Source organism: Sediminibacterium sp. FW305-C-269, from assembly GCF_058231045.1.
The window spans coordinates 1,015,933-1,036,893 of the sequence record NZ_JBIQXQ010000002.1 but is presented as its reverse complement, the minus strand read 5'-3'; the positions used below and the strand labels follow the sequence as shown (position 1 = coordinate 1,036,893).

The 20,961-nt window shown below is 47.8% G+C and carries 16 protein-coding genes and 1 pseudogene; 8 read left to right on the top strand and 9 right to left on the bottom strand.

Going from position 1 to position 20,961, the window contains the following annotated elements; genetic code table 11:
- Positions 1-45: 45 nt before the first annotated feature.
- The 3 genes and pseudogenes from ACH3Y6_RS09860 to ACH3Y6_RS09850 all read right to left on the bottom strand — a co-directional run bounded on the left by ACH3Y6_RS09860 (position 46) and on the right by ACH3Y6_RS09850 (position 2,114).
- Positions 46-1,341 (bottom strand): hypothetical protein, encoded by a 1,296-nt coding sequence (locus tag ACH3Y6_RS09860; RefSeq protein WP_490835436.1) that lies wholly within the window; start codon positions 1,339-1,341, stop codon positions 46-48.
- Between the two features lie 51 nt (positions 1,342-1,392).
- Positions 1,393-1,698, bottom strand: a pseudogene (locus tag ACH3Y6_RS09855) (HepT-like ribonuclease domain-containing protein); the annotation flags it as partial.
- A gap of 101 nt (positions 1,699-1,799) precedes the next feature.
- Entirely contained in the window at positions 1,800-2,114 is a 315-nt protein-coding gene (locus ACH3Y6_RS09850) for a nucleotidyltransferase family protein (protein WP_490835435.1), read from the bottom strand.
- 269 nt (positions 2,115-2,383) lie between these two features.
- On the opposite strand from ACH3Y6_RS09850, the gene ACH3Y6_RS09845 reads away from it, so the two are divergent.
- From ACH3Y6_RS09845 to ACH3Y6_RS09825, 5 genes are all read left to right on the top strand, one after another.
- Positions 2,384-3,364, top strand: coding sequence for an ABC transporter ATP-binding protein (locus ACH3Y6_RS09845; protein WP_490835434.1), 981 nt, complete (start codon positions 2,384-2,386; stop codon positions 3,362-3,364).
- Positions 3,365-3,472: 108 nt separating this feature from the next.
- Positions 3,473-3,886, top strand: coding sequence for a hypothetical protein (locus ACH3Y6_RS09840; RefSeq protein WP_490835433.1), 414 nt, complete (start codon positions 3,473-3,475; stop codon positions 3,884-3,886).
- 424 nt (positions 3,887-4,310) lie between these two features.
- The gene (locus ACH3Y6_RS09835) at positions 4,311-5,963 is read left to right on the top strand and encodes a T9SS type B sorting domain-containing protein (RefSeq protein WP_490835432.1); all 1,653 of its coding nucleotides are present in this window, start codon (positions 4,311-4,313) and stop codon (positions 5,961-5,963) included.
- Between the two features lie 193 nt (positions 5,964-6,156).
- Positions 6,157-6,834, top strand: coding sequence for a uracil-DNA glycosylase (ung, locus tag ACH3Y6_RS09830; RefSeq protein WP_490835431.1), 678 nt, complete (start codon positions 6,157-6,159; stop codon positions 6,832-6,834).
- 31 nt (positions 6,835-6,865) lie between these two features.
- The gene (locus ACH3Y6_RS09825; protein WP_490835430.1) at positions 6,866-7,636 is read left to right on the top strand and encodes a 1-acyl-sn-glycerol-3-phosphate acyltransferase; all 771 of its coding nucleotides are present in this window, start codon (positions 6,866-6,868) and stop codon (positions 7,634-7,636) included.
- Here ACH3Y6_RS09825 and ACH3Y6_RS09820 read toward each other — a convergent pair.
- On the bottom strand, positions 7,630-10,305 hold the full coding sequence (locus ACH3Y6_RS09820) for a putative LPS assembly protein LptD (RefSeq protein ID WP_490835429.1): 2,676 nt from the start codon (positions 10,303-10,305) through the stop codon (positions 7,630-7,632). The two genes, ACH3Y6_RS09825 and ACH3Y6_RS09820, sit on opposite strands and share 7 nt — an antisense overlap.
- A 113-nt stretch (positions 10,306-10,418) precedes the next feature.
- Here ACH3Y6_RS09820 and ACH3Y6_RS09815 point away from each other — a divergent pair, with 113 nt between their 5' ends.
- The 3 genes from ACH3Y6_RS09815 (at position 10,419) to ACH3Y6_RS09805 (ending at position 14,070) form a co-directional block, all read left to right on the top strand.
- The gene (locus tag ACH3Y6_RS09815; protein WP_490835428.1) at positions 10,419-11,360 is read left to right on the top strand and encodes an N-acetylmuramoyl-L-alanine amidase family protein; all 942 of its coding nucleotides are present in this window, start codon (positions 10,419-10,421) and stop codon (positions 11,358-11,360) included.
- Between the two features lie 66 nt (positions 11,361-11,426).
- A complete protein-coding gene (locus ACH3Y6_RS09810) occupies positions 11,427-12,431 on the top strand; it encodes an MlaD family protein (RefSeq protein ID WP_490835427.1) in 1,005 nt (334 codons plus the stop codon).
- Between the two features lie 4 nt (positions 12,432-12,435).
- Positions 12,436-14,070: an OstA-like protein gene (locus tag ACH3Y6_RS09805; RefSeq protein ID WP_490835426.1), complete on the top strand. Its 1,635-nt coding sequence runs from the start codon at positions 12,436-12,438 to the stop codon at positions 14,068-14,070.
- A gap of 51 nt (positions 14,071-14,121) precedes the next feature.
- On the opposite strand, the gene ACH3Y6_RS09800 is transcribed toward ACH3Y6_RS09805, so the two are convergent.
- The 5 genes from ACH3Y6_RS09800 to ACH3Y6_RS09780 form a co-directional block, all read right to left on the bottom strand.
- Positions 14,122-15,243, bottom strand: a complete 1,122-nt coding sequence (locus ACH3Y6_RS09800; protein ID WP_490835425.1) for a Fic family protein — start codon at positions 15,241-15,243, stop codon at positions 14,122-14,124.
- A 170-nt stretch (positions 15,244-15,413) separates the two neighbouring features.
- On the bottom strand, positions 15,414-15,965 hold the full coding sequence (locus ACH3Y6_RS09795) for a DUF421 domain-containing protein (RefSeq protein ID WP_490835424.1): 552 nt from the start codon (positions 15,963-15,965) through the stop codon (positions 15,414-15,416).
- Between the two features lie 91 nt (positions 15,966-16,056).
- Entirely contained in the window at positions 16,057-18,981 is a 2,925-nt protein-coding gene (locus tag ACH3Y6_RS09790; protein WP_490835423.1) for an alpha/beta hydrolase family protein, read from the bottom strand.
- A 258-nt stretch (positions 18,982-19,239) separates the two neighbouring features.
- The gene (locus ACH3Y6_RS09785; protein ID WP_490835422.1) at positions 19,240-20,103 is read right to left on the bottom strand and encodes a DMT family transporter; all 864 of its coding nucleotides are present in this window, start codon (positions 20,101-20,103) and stop codon (positions 19,240-19,242) included.
- A 97-nt stretch (positions 20,104-20,200) separates the two neighbouring features.
- Positions 20,201-20,929 (bottom strand): polyprenol monophosphomannose synthase, encoded by a 729-nt coding sequence (locus ACH3Y6_RS09780; RefSeq protein ID WP_490835457.1) that lies wholly within the window; start codon positions 20,927-20,929, stop codon positions 20,201-20,203.
- Between the last annotated feature and the right edge of the window lie 32 nt (positions 20,930-20,961).

The window sequence follows — 20,961 nt, the reverse complement described above, 5'->3', positions numbered from 1 at the left end:
ATCCTGAAGAATACCGCCCCCTTCTATAAGTCACCTGCCTGCCACTTACCTGTTTCGCTCGAAGCGGATCTCATATTCCGACAGGTATACCGCTGTATCCGAAGCATTATCCTTGTAGAACAAACGGGCTGTCTGCCCCAGTTTCAGGCAGGTATTCCGGTTACCCGGTTCATTTCCGCTGCCGATCGGCTGCAGGGATGGGTACCAGATGGTATGTCCCGCTTTGCTGGCCAGCAGTTGCGGTTTGCTCCAGTCCTGGCCGGCAGCTCCTGCAAGTGAGGGATGGGTATTGAAGGAAATGTATACGCTAGACCCTTTCCAGGAAGGACCTTCGGAGCGGGCCATGAGCATGACCCAGGCTTTGAGCCAGGTATTCCAGCTAACGGAGGGCCCCCAGTAATATTGGCTGTTGGGAGCAGAAGTGGGACCACCACCTTCCGACACCGGTATCTGCAATGACCGGATCGGTTGTCCTACCCCATCATACGCAATGGTAAAACCCTTTCCATCCCAGCGCCGGGCTTTACCTGTGGGTGCATCCAGATCGGCCAGCGCTATCCTGGCCATGCTGATACACTGGCCGGAATATTCCCTGATGGGATCATACGCGGCGGAACGGTAATTTCCAGGATATCCGTATTCGCCATAAAAAATATAGAGAAAACCATCGTTCGCAATTGCCGATGGATCGCCCACACCACCGGCAAACGTAACGGAAGTATTGTGTGGCTTCAGGATCATACGCGGCTGGTCATCTTCCAGTACGATACCCTTGTTCTCCCAACTGTGTCCGCCATTGGTCGATTTCATGATGCCGATGCGGCAGACCGCTGCCGGTGTTTTTTCACCGGTCAATCCCTGTGGCCAGTCCTTGTCAATATATCCTTTCCCTGTTTTTGTCCGGTAAGGATAGGTGTTGGGATAGTTCTCATTATGGTAAAGTGCAAATAAAGTCTTCCCGCTGGCATCATTGGGGTCCTGGTATACGGTCTCAAACCATACGGCGCCATGCAGACCTTCCTGGTCGGGCGCCGCATTGAGTGGCAGTACCGGTTCTGTGAACGCTTCGAATCGGCGGTTAAAAGCTTCTTCGGCATTTTTTCCGTCGGCATATTTCAGGTCGCGTGCATTGCCCCATAAGGGATCTTCACCATATTTACCGGGGAAAATACGGAAGGTATCACCCACCCAGGCTTCGGCCATATTGCAGTCAACAAAGGATTTGAAATATACGGGCTCCGCCGGTGTTATGGTAAACAAAGGGCGGGCGGTTTTGGGAGGATAGACAAATGCCATCAATGTACAAGCCAATATACCTGATGCGAGGATACATTTTCTCATGAGCCTGGGATTGAATTCCTAAGATAATCAAAACCGGCTACAGGTTTATCGTTACTGCTTTTTGGAATGTCTGCTTTTTTTCTTTGGTGAAAGATCCGTTCTCGGTGTAACAGTCCCCAGACCTTCTAATTGCTTTTTTAATTCCGGTAATTTAATCGCTATGGTATCATAAATGATATCAAAATCCAGATCTTCATAACTATGAACAATCCGGTTACGCAATGCTATTATCTTTCGCCATTCAACTTCCGGATGACTGGCCTTAAAATGGGCTGAAATTTTATTTGCTTTTTCACCGATCAGTCCCAGCGTCATTGACACAGCTCTTTCGAGAGTCAGATCTCCGGCTAGTTCCTTTTTGGTTTTGCTTTCATGATCTTAGCCATGTTATCAATTTCAACAAGAATGGCTTGAACAGATTCCTGGTCAGATTGTGGCATGTATAATGGTATTGAGGATTACAGAACGATCTCTTTTGCTGTGGAGAGTATGTGTTTTCCGGTAGCTGATTTCAACGATTCGCGGGTAAGTAATTCTACCTTTCTGCCAAGTAATTTTTCCAGGAAATCACCCAAATCCACCAGGTTATCAAAACTCTTCTTTCCTGGCGCAAAATCAAGAATAAGGTCAATATCACTATTAGGTTTTATGTGTTCGTTCCGGGCAAAGGATCCAAACACACTAATGCGATCAATGCCGAACGAACGAATTTCCGCTGCATGTGCTCCCATCTTTTTCATGAGCTCGATCCTGTTGGCAACCTTATATTCCATATATGTAAAATTACATAATTTCTGATGCGGAAACATGATAACAGCGCACACCGTGAATTATTCTTATCAGCCTTAGCTAGTTCAGTAGCAGATCCTTTTACCTGGCCTGCTACATCATCATATTTGACACTGCATAAATGTAAAAAGAAAACAGGAATGGAACTGGTTTAAGTAAACGTCCCTGTTTGGTTAGACTTTTTTCGCAGCCCCAAAAGAGTTGATCCTGTTTATACAGTACCTTCACACTTCACAAATCCTGCAAACTGTACATGGGTTTCTTAGACGTTTCCGGCATTTCCAGGCAACTGCAGCAGAACACCGTGGTGAATGATATCAGCTTTTCGCAACCCCGTTTTCGTAAACTGGCCATTGCCGGCGAGACCGGTTCAGGCAAAAGCACTTTACTGAAAATGATTGCCGGGCTGGAGCAACCGGATGCGGGTCAGATCCTCTTCAAAGAACAGAAAGTACCTGGGCCCCTGTTCCAGTTGATTCCTGGTCACCCGGGCATCGCTTACCTATCCCAGCATTATGAACTCAGGAACAATTACCGGGTGGAAGAATGGCTGGACATGGCCAATCGCCTACCACAGACCGATGCGGATGCCTTGTTCAGGATCTGCCGGATTGACCACCTGCTCAACCGTAAGACCGACCAGTTATCAGGCGGCGAAAAACAACGGATCGCCTTGTGCAGATTACTGATCGGCGCGCCGGAATTATTGTTACTGGATGAACCATTTTCCAATCTCGACCCCATGCACAAACAGATCCTGAAGCAGGTACTGGATGATATTGGCAACCGACTCCGGATTTCCTGTATCCTGACCTCGCACGACCCTCAGGATACACTCTCCTGGGCAGATGAGCTCCTGGTAATGCGGGGCGGACAACTGGTACAAAAAGGCTCTCCCCAACAACTGTACTACCACCCGCTGAACGAATACGTGGCAGGATTACTGGGTTCTTATGTATTACTCCCCGAAACAGTAGTATCCCTTTTTACCAAAAACAGGTCATGGCCCTTGATGAATCACCATTACCTGGTACGCCCAGAACAGTTCAGGATCGTTCCTAAACAGGCAGGTGCGGTAAAAGCTGTGATTGAGCAGGTGCGTTTCTGGGGCGCTTTCTCCGAAATACAGGCAGCGGTGGCTGGTAACAGCATTACCATCAAAACCATGAACCAGAACCGACACGCCGTGGGTGATATTGTTTACCTGCAGTTAGCTGATACCACTTACCGGTGATACGGTTACCCTCCCTCTGCATAACAGATGCGGGCAGTTTTCACTAAATTTATGATCCGTTCCCGGCACAGAAGCTGATATTTGCCAAACGATCAACCCAATCAATTTATGAGATCATTCCTACTTCCGGCCATTTGCTGTTTTTTAACCCTGACCGGTTTCGCTCAAACCAAAACCAATAAGTCTGTTACCAGGAATCAGGCAACGGTTACGCCCAGTGGTTTTGAAACCTCACTGGTTCAGGGAACGCTGACCCTGAACAAATCATTCAAACAGATTGATGGCGGCAAAGATTATGTGCCCGTATACAGCCTGCAGAAGAACGATGCCGGCTTTAATAACCGAAAGCCGGTTCAGGTGTCCCTCTCCCGCCAGTCCTTCGATTCCGTGTTTACCAAAACCACTTCTGACCTGGCTTCGCGTTGGGCCTTACTGAATACATACATCGAAGAGAACCGGCTCACGCTCACTACGGAAAATGACTGGATCACCATTATCACCTGGTTCAATGGGCTGAGATAGTGCTTTTACCTGTTTATCCGCCGGTCATATGCAGGGCTAATGCATCTAAATTTTTCAACCAGTTTTTATTACCCGTTTACCAATAGATTATTGGTTGAAATACATCGTGCTTTACACATCATACAAGCATTTTTGGCAGATTGCCACTGGATATGCATTTTAGGAAATTGAAAAGAGGTAGCTGGGTATGTACCGGGGTTAGGGATATTGTAGTTTTATGAATGTTAGGGGTTAGGGTTCCAGGCTGGAAGCCCGGGGATAGGCGTCACTCGGCGGAGCCAAGCGACTGCTTTTAGATGCATTTACCCTACCGGTCATACATCCTGTGAAATTTCTTACAGGGTTATTTTGTATCTTGTTATCCCGTTCGAATTTTACCCGGCTCCGTATGGATCAACATTTTTTTAGGGTTATACAACTACTGTTGATTCAGGCCTGTCTGCTACTGTCCATAAAGGTTCACGCACAATGTCCCGCCAATATTGGTTTTGAATCCGGCGATTTTACCAACTGGGAATGCAGCAGTGGCTCCATCGGCCAGATGGATGGCAAGATCTCTTTACAATCCTCCGCTCCTTCCTACGGCAGGCATACCATTATCAAAAGCGGTGACCCCACACTGCTGGACACTTATGGCGGTTTCCCGATGAGTTGTCCCAACGGCAGCGGTTATTCCATCAGGCTGGGCAATGCAGGAACAGGGCGGCAGGCAGAGCAGGTCAGTTATACCTTTACCATTCCTGCCAACCAGAATAACTATAGCATCATTTACAATTATGCCGTGGTGTTCCAGAATCCAGGCCATGCAGACTGGGAGCAACCTAAATTCACCGCCAATGTATTTGATGTGACCAAAGGCGATTATATCGGTTGCAGTTCCTTTTCCTATGCTGCTGCTTCCGGGCTGCCGGGCTTTAAACAGTCACCTTATAAAGACAGTGTCTTCTATAAAACCTGGACCCCGGTAACCATCAAATTATCCGGATATGCCGGCCGCACCATCCGCATTGAGTTCACCACCAACGATTGTACGCGCGGCGGACATTTCGGGTATGCTTATGTGGATGTGAATGAGAACTGCTCTTCTCCCATATCGGGTAATGTGCAATGCATTTCGGATAGTGCGCAGGTATTGACCGCACCTTTTGGTTTTGCGGGTTACCGTTGGTTCACCAGCGATTTCTCTACCTTACTGGGCACATCGGGTACACTCAGTTTCAGTCCGCCACCTGCGCCCAATACAAAATTTGCAGTGGAAGTAACGCCTTATCCGGATCAGGGCTGTGTAGACACGGTATATACCACCATCGAAAAATCTTTAGAAATCATCCGGCTGAATACGCCCTCTGTACCCATTGCCGGTTGTGTTAACAATGGCGTAGACCTGACAGCCCCCCTGATCACGGCCGGCAGTACTCCGGGATTGAACTTTGAATATTTTACAGACCCCACGCATACACAATACGTGGTAATTCCCAAAAAAGTCACAGAAAGCGGTACCTATTATATCCGGGCTATCAACAGTGCTGGCTGCAGCAGTACCAAACCCGTGGTGCTGAATATGTTCAAGACACCGGCTGTTACCATTACCAATCCGAATCCCACTATAAGACCTCTACTGGTAGATCTGTACAATGCCATCAGTGGCAATACCAGCGGGGTACAGTTCAGTTTCTGGAAAGATGCACAGACGACCATCCCGGTAACCGACCCAAAAAATATCAACCGATCGGGTATCTATTATATCAAAGGCGTGAACGAAGGTGGTTGCGCTATCCTGGCTGCTGTGGAGGTTCAGGTGAATGATCCCCCCTTAGTGCCACCCAATGCATTTTCGCCCAATGGCGACGGGGTCCATGATTACTGGGAGATTCCCTTGCTGACCGATATGTATCCCGATTGTGTGGTGAGTATCTACAACCGGCTGGGACAATTGCTGTTCAGATCTGTGGGGTATACCAAACCCTGGGATGGCAAATACAAGGGTATTGACCAACCCGTAGCTACTTACTATTATGTGATCAAACCTTCGGCAGAACTACCCGCAGTTGGGGGCAGCGTGACCATTCTGCGATAGCGGAAAATGCTGGCAGACCGGTTTCGGTATCCAGATACGCGATACCTGTATTCGCGGTTACCGGTCTGTTTGGCTGTAATACCGTCTGATCCGTTAAAGTGCAGATCACCCAGCTTCACGAACCAGCAGGGCCCCTTTTGGTAAGCCTGCTTTCAGTATCTTCGGCACGAAAATTTGTACCCAACCCGAACAGATGGATGTAAAAATTGAAGCCAGTTGGAAAGAAGTGCTGAAACAGGAATTCAGCAAACCTTATTTTCTGCAGGTGGTCACCCATCTGAAAACAGAGAAAGCCACCGGCGCCGTGGTATATCCTCCCGGTACCCTGATCTTTCATGCCTTCAACTGTACCCCTTTCAATCAAGTGAAAGTGGTGATCCTGGGACAGGACCCGTACCACAATCCGGGGCAGGCACACGGGCTGAGTTTCTCGGTACCCGACGGGGTGCCCCCACCGCCTTCGCTGGTCAATATTTACAAGGAGCTGCATTCCGATATCGGCATGCCCATTCCCAAAACAGGCAACCTTACCCGGTGGACCCAACAGGGCGTGTTTCTGCTGAATGCCATCCTTACCGTAAGGGCCAATGAACCGGCCAGTCATTCCAAGATCGGCTGGATGGATTTTACCGATGCAGTGATCCGGAAACTATCTACCGAAAAAACAGGACTGGTATTTTTATTATGGGGAAAATTTGCTCAGGAGAAACAGGTGCTGATCGACGAAACCAAACATACTGTTTTAAAAGCAGCACACCCCTCTCCCTTCAGTGCCGACAAAGGTTTTTTTGGCTGCCGCCATTTCAGCAGGGCCAATGAGGCTTTGATGAAACAGGGACTGGAAGCCATTGACTGGAACCCGGTTGGATAAACACATACCCTCAGACGCAGAAAAAAAATACATGCAGCAACCCACAACAACACCTACCAAAGAAAATAGTCTAATCAACCTGTTTGCCCGGCTCTGGGCAGGCTGGGCCCTGGTCTTATTCATTGTTTCGCTGGTCATCGCGATCTTTTTTTACCTGCCCTGTTTTTTATTAAAAGAACCCTACAAAGCCCGCTGGCACAGGCATGTATCCAGGGTCTGGATGTTCATTTACCTGAACCTGATCGGTTGCCCGCTGCGCATCAGGGGCAAAGAACATTTTAAAAAAGGACAGAACTACGTGATCGTCTGCAACCACAACAGCCTCATGGATGTTCCGGTCAGCACTCCGTTCATGCCAAGGGCCAATAAGACCATTGCCAAAAAAAGTTTTGCCAAAATACCTGTGTTCGGATGGATCTATCAATTCGGGAGTGTGCTGGTTGACCGGAAAAGTGACGCCAGCCGGCGGAAAAGTATCGAGGATATGAAAAACATTCTCGCCATTGGTCTCGATATGCTGATTTATCCCGAAGGCACCCGCAACCGGACAGGCGATCCGTTGAAAAGTTTTTATGACGGCGCCTTCCGGCTGTCCACAGATACGGGTAAACCCATACTGCCCGCCATTCTATTTCACACCAAAAAAGTATTGCCACCGAACAAATTCTTTTACCTGCTGCCCCACAGACTGGAAATGCATTTTCTGCCCGCAGTTCCTTCCACTGGTTTATCCAGCGATGAACTGAAAGAAAAGATATTCCGTATGATGTGGGATTACTACCTCGCCAATGATCATCAGTAGTTGGAGAATGTTCTGCTTCGGTTGATCTTCAGATCACGCAGGATACCTGATTTGGGACTGAACATGATATTGAAGGAACGGTACAGACCTATCGGTGTAACATTGATCGATAATTGCCAGCAATGCATTTCGCGGGTAATAAAAGTACTCAGCTGCTGCAATGAGCGGTTGGATACATCGTAATAACCGGTAGCCCCTACTTTCCATTTGGGTGTCAGGCTGAAGTCCCCGTTAAAATTCAAACTGGAACTGGTCAATGTCTGGTAACCACTGTAATCCGGCTTCATCACCCGCGAAAAATTGAGCGAGTAGGAAAAACTGAGGGTCCAGGGAATATTGAAATCTGTGAATTCTGCCGGGTTGGCGCGGGCAAACTGCAATTGTCGCTGCTGTTCGTCGGGTGTCATAAAAGGATCTACTGGCAGTTCCTTGTTCTTATCCTTGCCATCTTTGGATTTACTGGAAAAGGATGTAGACATGGCAATATTACCTGCGGTGATCATTCCGAACTTAAACCGACGCGGATCGAATGCGATCTTATTGACCCGGAAACCTTTGCTGTCCCTTTCATAAGGGTCCAGATTGGCAGATGCTGTGATGTTCAGTTTTTCGAACAGGGTACTTCTGGCATAAATAGAAAAATTACCCAGTGCAAAACTATCGGCCATCAGGTTATAAGAAGAGTTGAAACCAAAGCCTTCGATCAGTTTGACTTTTTTACCAACGGTTCTGCCCTTCAGCGAGGTATCACTTTTATCCTTCACCCGCATTTCCAGCAGGTTGTCGATACCAAAGCCGATACCTCCGAATGCACCTTCGGAAAAAGAGCCGATGATGCCACCGTCATACTGCGAAAAACGCTGTGTACGCCCGCTGGTATCCACTTTTGTGGTGTAATGGTATTTGGCTGCAAAATCAGGATGGTAACTGACAGAAATAGTAGGCCTGATCTCATGCCGGATGGCGATGATATTGCTTTTGGGAGAGAATTTATACATACCGAATATCCGGGTGTTGATACCCATACCAAACGACATCTGGCGCGCAGTATACAGGCCTTTTTCAACCGTGGTATCCACTTTGGACGTAAGCGGATTCCATTTCTTGAAATTACGCTGGCCATACCAACGTTCTTCATAAGAAATGCTGGGCGACAAAGTGATCGGTCCCAGTGATGGCAGACTTAATGTGATGGGTATATTATGCGTGGCACCCCACTGCACCGTATCGATCAGGCGTTTGAAACTGAAAGCACTGTCATAGAAAGATGCCTGGTTCTGCAGACTACCGTTATAACCGATACCGATCTTCTCGTACCATTTGCCCGTACCAATGGACTCTTTTTTCTGGAAAGGGTAAAAAGTAACTACGTTAAATGTGGCCGTGGGCAGGTTCAGGTTAACGAGTCGCGATAAACTATTCTGGTTATGATTCAGGTTCAGCGATAAGTTGTATTTACCCCGCCAGTCTTTGGAATAATTGATGGATGAACTGATCTGGTTCTGGAAATTCTGGTAGGGATTATTCAGCAGCGATCGGTTAAAACGCGTGCTACCGAAATTCACATTGGCGGAAAAGTTGGTACCGGGCCTGGCCCTGCTATCGCGGCTATGGCTCCAGTTGATCATATACGATTTTGAATTGGTGAACTCTTCCTGCGAAAAACCGCCTCGGTTCAGCGTTTTGGTATTCTGAAAAGTAACATTGAGGCTTCCGGTATACTTGTACCGCATCAGGTATTTGGAACTCACGTTCAGGTTCCAGCCGCCATAGGAATAGAGATTGGCACGGGTGGTCACATCCACATGTTCACCGAAGGTCTTGTAATAACCCAATCCTTCCAGTCCCAACCCAAAATCTTCACTGGAAGTGAAGGATGGGAACAATACCCCCGAATGCCGGGCCCGGTTCAGCGGGAACAGGCCAAAAGGCAGAAACACCATGGGTATGGGCACCGATTCTATCTCGGGATATACCCTGCCGGTAACGCCCAGTTTGTTATTGATGATCTTCATTTTCCGTGACCGGAAAGCAAAATGCGGGGTATCCAGGTTACAGGTGGTGAAACGGGCGTCGCGGGCAAAAACTTCGTCCGCACTGATCTTTTTCAGGAACCGCGCATTCACAAACACTTCTCCTTCCTGAAAAAAAGTATTCTTGGTATAGGCTTTCTGTGTACCCAGGTTATAAAAGATGGAATCACTGATGGTCTTCAGCTCGCCCTGGGTAAACTGGGGTTTACTCGCAATATCCCCGGTTGTATCGGTAGCGCCATAGGCTTTTACCGTTTGCGTTTTCTGCTCGTACTGTATGGTGGCTGCTTCCAGTTTCAGGTCTTTGTAATCGGTTTTGGCCTTACCGTACAGGAACAGGTCCTTGGTAGCAATGATCAATACACCTGAATCATCCGCATGGTACTTGATAATGGCATCTACCGAGTCTTTCGACATCCGGATACTGTCTACCCGCACCACCGAATCCGGTACCTGTTTCCCTCCCACCGTATCTGTGGTTATGGAAGAAGGCCTGGAAACCGGCATACTGTCCTTACTTTTTTTCACCGGAACGGTATCAATAGTCCCGAATAACCCATAACCACGCCCTGGTACCTGGTGAACTGCCGCCCGCACATAAAATGTTAATATGAGCAAACAGCCGGCAACTGCCATAGCGGGGGCTGATTTTGTAGTAAATTTGCGAAGCTGGCTCATGTTTACAAGGGCAAAAATAGGGTCTTGCCGGTGTAAAAGCTATTCCTGGCAAAATCCTTTAACGAAATGATATGATGAGAAGACAATCCGCTGCATTGATTTTGTTAAGTCTGGTTTTTATTAGCTTTTCTTCCTTTACTCCGAAACCCAGTCCGGGCAAGCCTTTCCAGAAACAGCCCCTGCGTAAGATCATCATCGATCCGGGGCATGGCGGAAGTGATTTTGGCGCTTCCGGTGAATTTTCGCACGAAAAAGATATTGCGCTGGCCATTTCACTGAAACTGGACCAAATGATCCGGACCGAGATCCCCGATGTGGAGACCTATCTCACCCGGACCACAGATGTTTTTGACCCCGTAACCCGCAAAGCCCAGATCGCCAACCGCGAAAAAGGTGATCTATTTGTCTGCATACATGTGAACGAAGGCGGCGGCCCCATACGGCACCGCGAATTCATCGGCTACAAGGAAGAGACCCGCTACCGGGGCAAAGGCAAAAAAAGAAAAGCCTACACCGCAAAAGTCAAGGAGTATCGCACCTGGACCACTCCCAACCCGGCCAAGGGCACGGAGACCTTTATTTATGGGGTGGATAAAAGCAACGATGCCAAAGCGGCTTTGCGAGCCAATGAAGACATGTATATGGACAGCATTTCTGCCAGGGAACTGAAAGATTTTAATCCAACAGATCCGGCTAAAATGATGATCATCAACATGAAAACGCAGACCTATTTTTCCCGCAGTGCCAACCTGGCCCTCACCATTGAAGAAGAGTTCCAGAAAGTGGGACGCATCAGTCGCGAAGCCAAACAAAGACAAAAAGGCATCTGGGTATTACAGGCCGTTGCCATGCCGGCGGTACTGGTAGAGACCGGCTTCATCTCCAATCCCGAAGAAGAAGCCTACCTGAACAGCGAAGAAGGACAGCGCCAGATCTGTGAAGTGTTGGTACGGGCATTGAAACGTTACAAATATTCACTGGAAAAACAGTTGATGAATACCGGCAGCAGGTAAGCGACCACTCTTCATTTAAACAGCCTTCCATTATTACGTCAGGCCAAGAAACCGTAGATTTGTATTATGAAAATTTCGAACGAAACAAAGGTGGGGGCACTGACCGCCATTGCCATTACCATGATGATACTGGGCTTTAACTTCCTGAAAGGGAAAACCCTCTTCAAAACGGGAAACTACCTGCATGCCAAATACGAGAACACCAAGGGCATTATGGTCTCTAACCCGGTTTACATCAACGGTTACCAGGTGGGTGCGGTGGACGATATCGAGAATCTTGATGAAAGCCTGAGCAGTATCGTGGTCACTATCAAATTAAAGAGCAGCTATAACATCCCTGTGAATTCCGTTGCCACCATTAAGGAGAACCCACTGGGTCCGGCCAGCATCACCATTGCCCTGGGAGATTCGAAACAATACCTGCATGTGGGCGACACCCTGGTTACCGGTAATGCCGATGGACTGATGGGCAACCTGATGAAACAACTGGGACCTGTGGGCGACCAGCTCAAGACAACAGTGCAATCGCTTGACAGTGTACTGAAGAACATCAATACCATTTTTGACCCTACTACCAAAAACAACCTGCAACAGGTAATTGCCAATATCAATAAAACTACGGCCAGCCTGGCGGTATCGTCTGTTTCTTTGCAGGCCATGCTGAACCAGCAAACCGGAACCATTGCCCAGTCGATGAACCATGTGGCCAGCTTTACCAAAAACCTGGCTGATAATAACGATAAAGTGACCAAAATGCTGGGTAATGTGGAGAAGACCACCGATAACCTGGCCAAAGCGGATCTTGCGGGAACCATCGACAAACTCAGGACCACGGTTGCCAGCCTGAATACGGTACTGCAGAAAATGAATTCCACCGAGGGATCGATGGGCAAACTGATGAACGACAAAGCGCTTTACGATAACCTCACCAATACCGTACGCAGCGCCAACATACTGCTGGATGACCTGCGGGTGCATCCCAAACGGTATATCAATGTTTCTGTGTTTGGCAGAAAAGACAAAAGCATTCCGTTAACGGCGCCGCTGAACGATACCCTGCAGAAGAAATAGCCTGATGTTGATAAAGAGATCTATATACACCTGGCTGCTCCTGTTATTGGCACAAATGGGCATGGCGCAACGCCCTGCCCAGGATACCGGTAAAACCGAAGGAAAATTATTACAGATCATCTCTGCCGAACGGCTGAATATGCTAGTGGTGGATTCCCTGCATAAATATGTTTCCCTTGTAGGCAAAGCACATGTGAAACAGGAGAAGACAGATTTCTATGCCGACAGCGCCGTTCTGAACGAGATCGACAATTCACTGGAGGCTTTTGGCAATATCCATATCAACGATGCCGATAGTGTGCATACCTATGCACAGTACCTGAAATACCTGGGCAAAGAAAAAAAAGCGTTCCTGAGTAAAAAAGTAAGGCTCACCGATGGTAAAGGCGTACTGACCACAGATACATTGGTGTATGATGTGACCCTGAAGATCGGCACTTACCTGAAAGGCGGTAAACTGGTGAACAAGAAAACAACCCTGACCAGTACAGAAGGCTATTACTACGGGGATACCAAGGATGTGATTTTCAAGAAAAAAGTAGTGCTGGTGGATCCTGAATACAAGGTAGTTACTGATACGCTGCAATACAATACCGGTACCGAGATTGCTACTTTCACTTCTCCCACCACCATTTACAGCGACAGTGGCCGCAGGGTGATCAAGACGCGGCAGGGATATTTTGACATGAAGAACAAACGGGGCATCCTGAACAAACGTTCCGTGGTGGAAGACAGTACGTATACTTTCACGGCAGACGATATGGCGGTGGATGACTCAACCAAACTCAGCGAGTTCAGGGGTAATGCGGTGTACCGGGGAAAAGATACGGCACAGGGTTTTGACATGATTGCCAACAACATCAAGACCGACCGGAAAAAAGACATCCTGCTGGCTACAGAAAAGCCGATATTGCTGATCAAACAGGGAAGGGATTCGATCTATATATCCGCCGACACTTTGTATACGGCAAGACTGTCGGACCTGATGAAAACCCGGAATGTACCTGTGATCAGGGATTCTCTGTCCGTGAAGCCCGTATTGGATTCAACCAACAAATCAGACAGCAGCAACAACAAATATTTTGAAGCCTATTTCAATGTGCGCATCTTCTCTGATTCGCTGCAGGCTGTGGGCGACAGCCTGTTTTACTCGCTGCAGGATTCTGTTTTCCGTTTGTTCCGCAACCCGGTGATCTGGGCCAAGGAGAACCAGATCACGGGAGATACTATCTATCTATACATTAAGAACAAGAAACCCGAACGGATGTATGTGTTCGAGAATGCCATGGCCATCAGCCGGGTAGACAGTACCCAATATTTCAACCAGCTGAAAAGCACCACCATCAATGCCCTTTTTGAAGACGGCAATATCTACTATATGCGGGCCAAGGGCAATGCTGAGAACGTGTATTACGGGCAGGATGAACAGAACCGTTTTATTGGTGTGAGCCGTTCCACATCGGATGTGATCGATATGCTGTTCGAAGACAAGAAACCCAAACGCGTCTCCTTTATCCGGAGTTTTGACGGAACCTCCTACCCCATGCGTGAGGTGAATCATGATGAGCTGAAAATTCGCGGTTTCAGGTGGCTGGATGCGATCAGACCGAAGAGCAAATTTGATATTCTTGCCAATTAATCGCTGGGAAAATATTGCATGGGGAGTATAGTGGACTTCAATGCAACCGTTTCACAAAGCAACTTTATGGACGAACGCCTTACTAAAAACATAATTTGTACTCCTACCACCAGCATCTTCTTTTACAAGGATACCTTTTTCCATTAAATCCTGAATATCACGCAATGCTGTATCTGTAGAACATTTTGCAATCTTCGCCCATTTAGATGTGTTCAGTTTTCCATCAAACCCGTCAAGCAGTTTATTTAACAGCAATCGCTGTCGATTATTGATTTCAGCGTCCCCAACAGCATCCCAGAAATCTGTTTTACGATTAACATGCTGCAAGGCACTCTCAACATTATCAAATGATCGACCCAGGCAACTTAGAAACCATTCCAGCCATTCAGTAATATCAAGGGAACTTTTTTGGATTTTCTCAAGCATATTATAATAGTCGTTGCGCTCAATCCGGATTTGCGCAGACATACTATAAAATCTTTGTGGTGTTTTATCTGCACGGGTTAGCTGCATATCAGCGATCGCTCTGGCGATACGTCCATTGCCGTCTTCAAAAGGATGAATGGTCACAAACCATAAGTGTGCTATAGCGGATTTGAGAACGGGATCAAGATTACTTTCCGTATTGAACCAGTCGAGAAAGTCTGCCATTTCCTTGGATAACTTTGATGCTTCCGGTGCTTCAAAATGCACTTTTTCTCTTCCCATAGCCCCGGACACTACTTGCATAGGCCCATTTTTCCCCGTTCGCCATGCACCTACAGTAATTTTGTGAAGGCCGCTACGACCGGTCGGAAACAAGGCCGCCTGCCAGCCATATAAACGTTTCTCAGTAAGCGGTTGACCATAGGTCTGGGTAGCATCTAACATCATTTCAACTACACCATCCACGTTTCGGTCTGAAGGTACCAGGCCACTGATCTCCATACCTAATCTACGGGCAATAGAAGAGCGTACCTGATCAACATCAAGGGTCTCTCCTTCAATCTCACTCGACTTAACGACTTCCAGTGTCAAGTTATCCAAAGCAGCTTCAGCACGAATTGAAAAGCCTAATGCTTCCATCATTCCGAGCATTTTACCCTGTCTATGCCGGACTTCCGCCAATAAACCCGCCAGTTTCTCACTGTTCCAGGTGAATTTTGGCCAGTCCTTATGTTCATGAATATACATTATTCACCGCTTTTATGCGGTAAATATAGCACTTATTCACCGCATTGTCAAGTATATTCACCGCACAATTACGGCAATTATAACATTTATTCACCGCAGAACATGAGAACAGGGCGTTTACGCAGTGGGTTTGATACAACACGTTTAGTAGTATCGCCAGACAAATATCCTTACCGTTTACTGAACTTGCCTTTCATTTTATGCAGTCGCGGATGCACTACCTGCGATTTTCGCTGGAATCCATTGCTTACCACGCTGATATTACCATCCACTTCCAGCATGGCAATATCCACATCCGAAATACCGGCGGCGCCATGTTCACGGACCGCTGCGGTCAGTTCTTCCAGTGTGATCTCTGCTTCGCGGCAATGTGCATGGTTCACTTTTCCTTTATAGATCAGTAATATAGCATCCCCCTGCATCAGGCTGCTGAGGAAACGGTTGCGGTACAGCAGTTTCTTTAACGTGAAGTTGGCAGCAAATAAGGCAGCAGCTGCCACCAGTCCTCCTTCCAGCGAGGTATCCGGTCCAACCATGGCATTCTGAACGGCATTACTGATCAGCAGGATGAAAACCAGGTCGATCACGGACAATTGTGCCAGTTCTTTTTTACCGAATATCCGGATGGCCACAATGATAAAAAGGTACACCGCCAATGACCGGATGGCAACGCCCACATACGGAAGATGCAGGAAAGACCCGCTGAGCTGAAGCAGATACATAAGCGTGGATTAAATCTCTGTTCTAATATACACCAAAAAAGAGGCACTCTTAAGTGAGTGCCTCTTTGTAACCGGTATCTGTAAAAACTGCTTAGTTGGTTCCCAAACCAAGATCCCTTCCTTTTAAAACGGCGGGAACGCCTTCTGAGATCCATTTGGCAGGTTTCTCTCCTTTTAAGAGATAGTCGAAGAACTGCTGCTCACGTACCTGGATATCTTTCCGGTTTTTACGTTCAACCAGGTTATGCGCTTCCCCGTTATAATTCAGCATCCATACTTTTTTACCCAGCCTGCGCATGCCCGCATACATTTCAATTCCCTGGTACCAGGGTACGGCATCATCCGCATCGTTGTGCATGATCACCAGCGGTGTGGTTACTTTAGGCAGTGAGAACAACGCCGAGTTCTGAAGATACAGGTTGGTTTTGTCCCATAAGGTTCCACCGATACGGCTCTGTGTTTTTTCATACTGGAACTGGCGCAGCAGACCGGTACCCCAACGGATTCCGCCATAAGCACTGGTCATATTGGCAACAGGCGCACCCGCCCATGCTGCGGCATACAGGTTGGTCTTGGTGATCAGGTACACGATCTGGTAGCCGCCCCAGCTCTGCCCCTGCAGACCGATCCTGGTGCTGTCCACATAACCCTGTTTCACGACAGCCCTGGTTCCGCTAACGATATAATCGTATGCACCCTGGCCCGGGTAACCTGTCTTATACCAGATATCCGGAACCAATACCACATATCCCCTGCTCACAAAGAACGGGATATTCAAACGCGATGGCGTTGGCGCGGGCGCCAGGTAATTATGCAGCGTATTGTTGTTACGCTCATAGAAATACACGATCATCGGGTATTTCTTTTTGGGATCAAAACCTTCGGGTTTATACAGAATACCTTCCGCTTCCTTACCGGTATAAGCTTTCCATTTGAACAGTTCTGCTGTTCCCCAGTTATAGTCTGCCTGCTGTGGATTGGTATTAGATAACTGTACCGCAGCGCTTCCCACGGGGTGCACATACATATTGGTTGACCTGGTGAATGTTTCCTTGCTGTAGAGCAATACATCCGCATTCTTGGCTTTCTGTATAGCGAATCCCATGTTTACTGGCTCTTTAAACAGCACTGAGAGCGCATGATTCCTGCCCAGATCCAGGAAAGCCAGACCGGCCGACTTGTCCTTTTCATCAAACAAACGCAGCAGCAGTTTCTGATCTGCCTTGAGGAATTTCTCATCCGGATCGGAACTTACGTAGCGATAGGATATTTTATCTTTTCTGCCGCTGGTGAGACATACAGAGGGTTCCACACCGGCTATATCCACCTGCCAGATATCGTAACGGTCGTAGATCAGCACATGTTTCTCATCTTCCATCCACCTGGCTACGCCGTAAGCATTCGGATCATCGGGCACATCATTTTCTTCATCACTCAGAGATGTTTTGATGTCTTTGGCGATAGGATGTGTTTTGCGGGTATCGGAGTTGTATACGAAATAGCCTGCTTTACGTTCATCATAGTACAACAGGTATTTGCCGGAATAAGATGCCTGCAAGAGGTTGCCCTTGAAATTCTTTTCTATCAGCTCAGAAGCGCCTGTCTCAGGATTTATTCTATAGATATCATTGTACACAAAACCCTGCCATTGACTGGCTACTTTTTTACCATCGTCCGAAGAGGCATAGAACACATCTCCATCTCCTTCCTTTGTCTGTAACAGTCCACGGAATTTGTCGTTGATCAGCTGCACCAGTTCTTTGCTTTCCATATCGATGCGGGCTGGATAATTTTTACGCAAATCATTTTCCAGGTTCTTCAACTGCACCGGCTGCACATAATCATCATTGTAATGCCATACATCTACACTCACCCGATCAAAATCGGGCAGGCTGGTATCTTTCACAGGCAGGATGGCCGCAGTACCGGCAAACAGGCGTTTTCCGCTTTTACTGAAGCTGATAGCGCCATTTTCGCTAACGGTCCAGTTAGCTGCCAGGCCTTTGCTGTTCCTGTCGGCCAGCAGTACGGCGCTGTCCATCCCTTGTTTGTAATAATACAGTTTGTAAAATTTCTGCAATGATTTACTGCTGCTGTCGCGTTCAGCCACAAATGCCAGTTGTGCGCCATCCTCATCCAAACGGTATGCTTTGGCATCATTGAATTTTTTGAATACAGTTTTGCTGTTACCGCTGGCCAGGTCTACCCGGCTAACTGCCGCCTGTGATCGGGCATCGCCTGTCTTGCGGGTGGTTTCTATCACCAGCACTGTTCCTTTTTTATTGAAAAAATATTCGCTCACCAATGGATAGGTCTTCTGCTCACCGGTTACCAGGTTTCTTAGTACCAGCACTGTACCTTCCTCGAAAGGTTCTTCGGGTGCTCTTGGCGCCGATGCACTGCCTCTGGGTCCGCGCAAAACAGATAATCCATTCTGTTTGGCCTCGTTGGCTTTATTCCGGATACTATCGGCCACGCGGGCCAGGCTATCGGCTATATTCAGCATGGCGGTTAACCGGGCAAGTGAATCCTGCTCGGCTTTTTTTGCAGGTTCCGCCAGTGGTTTTTCCAGCAGGTACGCCAGCCAGTTACCAGCATCATCGGGCAGTTTGAAACTCTTGATCCGGGGGACTTTGGTGAGGTTCTCCTTACCCAGTTCCACAATGGCCAGACTGTCTTTGGGCATCTCCTCTGCTTTCCTCTTTTTGATCCTGGCATCACGCGTATCCCTGAAAGCGGGTTTGATCCGGCATACCAGGAAACGGCTGTCATCTGTTATGACCGCCGCATATCCCCGGGCAATCTGTTTCTTATAAAGACCATCGGTGGATTGAACGTACAGGATCGCATCCCCCTCCTGCGGGGTTACCGAATAAGCCAGGTATTTACCATCGGCACTGATCAGTCGTTCACCAATACTTTGCCAGGCGTCGTAAACAGAATGATCCAGGGGTTTCTTCTGCGCAAAAGCAACCACAGAAAGAAAGGAAAAGAAAAATAAGAGACTCTTTTTCATAACAGTGTTTTGTATAGTTCCGAAGATAACCAAACAATGGAAACGAACGGGGAGATTTGGATGAACAGGGATGGGAACCGGTGAAACCGGGAGGCGTGAGTAGTGAGTGGGGAGGCAATGGTGAATTGGCAATTGTGAATAGAGAAGAAACGTTGCTGCTGGGTGTAGTTATTGTATGAGCAAGCTACCGGTTGCCCCCCATTGACCATTCACCATTGCCCACTCACTACTCACTACTCACGACTCACGACTGACGCCTCATTTCCTCACCACCCGCAGCATCTGCAGCACCACCGACAGGGCAATCAGTGCCACGCCGGGATAAAAAGAGGGTGAGAGGGAGGCATTCTCGTGGAATAAAAAGAAAGCCATCAGGATCCCGTAAACAGGTTCCAGGTTCAGGCTGAGGTTCTGGGTGAAGGCGGATACTTTTTTGAGGGATTGCAGCATCAGGTCCATCGCCAGCACGGTACAAAGCCAGCTAAGGATCAGAAGCCAGAGCCAGTCGCCAGTTGTAGGCAATATATATACAGGCGGAAAATAATGGAGGTACAGTGGCATGCCCAGGGTAAGTAGCAGTAACCCGCCACTCAATTCGTACAGCATCATGGTTTTGGAATCGGTAACGGTCACATAACGTTTATTCAGCACCGAGAATAAGGCGGCAAGGATGGCCGATACCAGTCCTACCAATATGCCCGTGCGGTAACGCATATCAAAATGAAAGATCAGGTAGATACCCAGCAAGCTCAATAAACCCAATCCTATCTCAGCCCGGCTGATCTTTTTGGTGGTCAATAGGGGCTCCAACAGGGCGGTGAAAAAACCGACAGACGCAAAACAGACCAGCCCGATGGATACATTGGCCATTTTGATGCTGCCATAAAAAAACACCCAGTGTAATGCGATCAGGCTTCCTACCCCCATCAAACGCCAAACGGCTCCGGGAGAAACTGTACCCAATTGTTTCCTGTACCGAAGCCATGCATACAAAGTAATCACGGTGATGGCGATCCTGTACCAGACCAGCAGACCCTCATTCAAACCTATCAGTTTACCAAGTATACCGGTAAAACCTGCCAGGAATACAGCCAGGTGTAATTTGATCAGCGCCTGCTTCATAGGTCAAAGAAAACAAATATTCGCGGACAGAAACACAACCCCTAAGGATCACTGTTCATAAATTATCGGGGAACAGGAGTGAGAACAGGAAATACAACTATGCGTTCTTCAGTTGCTTGCGGTAATTACTGCTGAAGAGACTTTTCAACTGGATGCGGAGTACACCCAATACCCCTTCTTTGATGATGCCTTTGCTCATTTTGCTGACGCCGATCTTACGGTCAACAAAAGTGATGGGCACTTCCTTGATCTTGAAGCCCAGTTTCCAGGCAGCGAATTTCATCTCAATCTGGAAAGCATATCCTACAAACTGGATCATATCAAAATTGATCGCTTCCAATACTTTTCTCGAGTAACACACAAAACCGGCCGTAGGATCATTTACCGGCATCCAGGTCAGGATCTTGGTGTACAAAGCACCGCCGCGTGAATACAGTTGCCTGTCCCAGGGCCAGTTCTCTGTTTTACCACCAGGCACATAGCGACTGCCAACAGCAAGATCGGCTCCCTCCTGTTTGCAGGCATGGTAAAGCCTTTCCAGGTCGGCGGGATTATGTGAGAAATCGGCATCCATCTCAAAAATATAGGCATAGCCTTTGGCGAGGCTCCACTTAAATCCATGAATATAAGCAGTACCCAAACCCAGTTTGCCTTTTCTTTCTTCCAGGAACAACTGATCGGGATAGCGGCTCATCAGATCACGTACTATGTTGGCCGTACCATCAGGAGAACCGTCGTCGATCACCAAAACATGGTACCCCTGACCGAGGTTGAAAACGGCCGTTATGATAGCAGAAATATTCTCCTTCTCATTGTACGTGGGTATGATTACAATTTTTTCCAGGTATGGGGGGTATG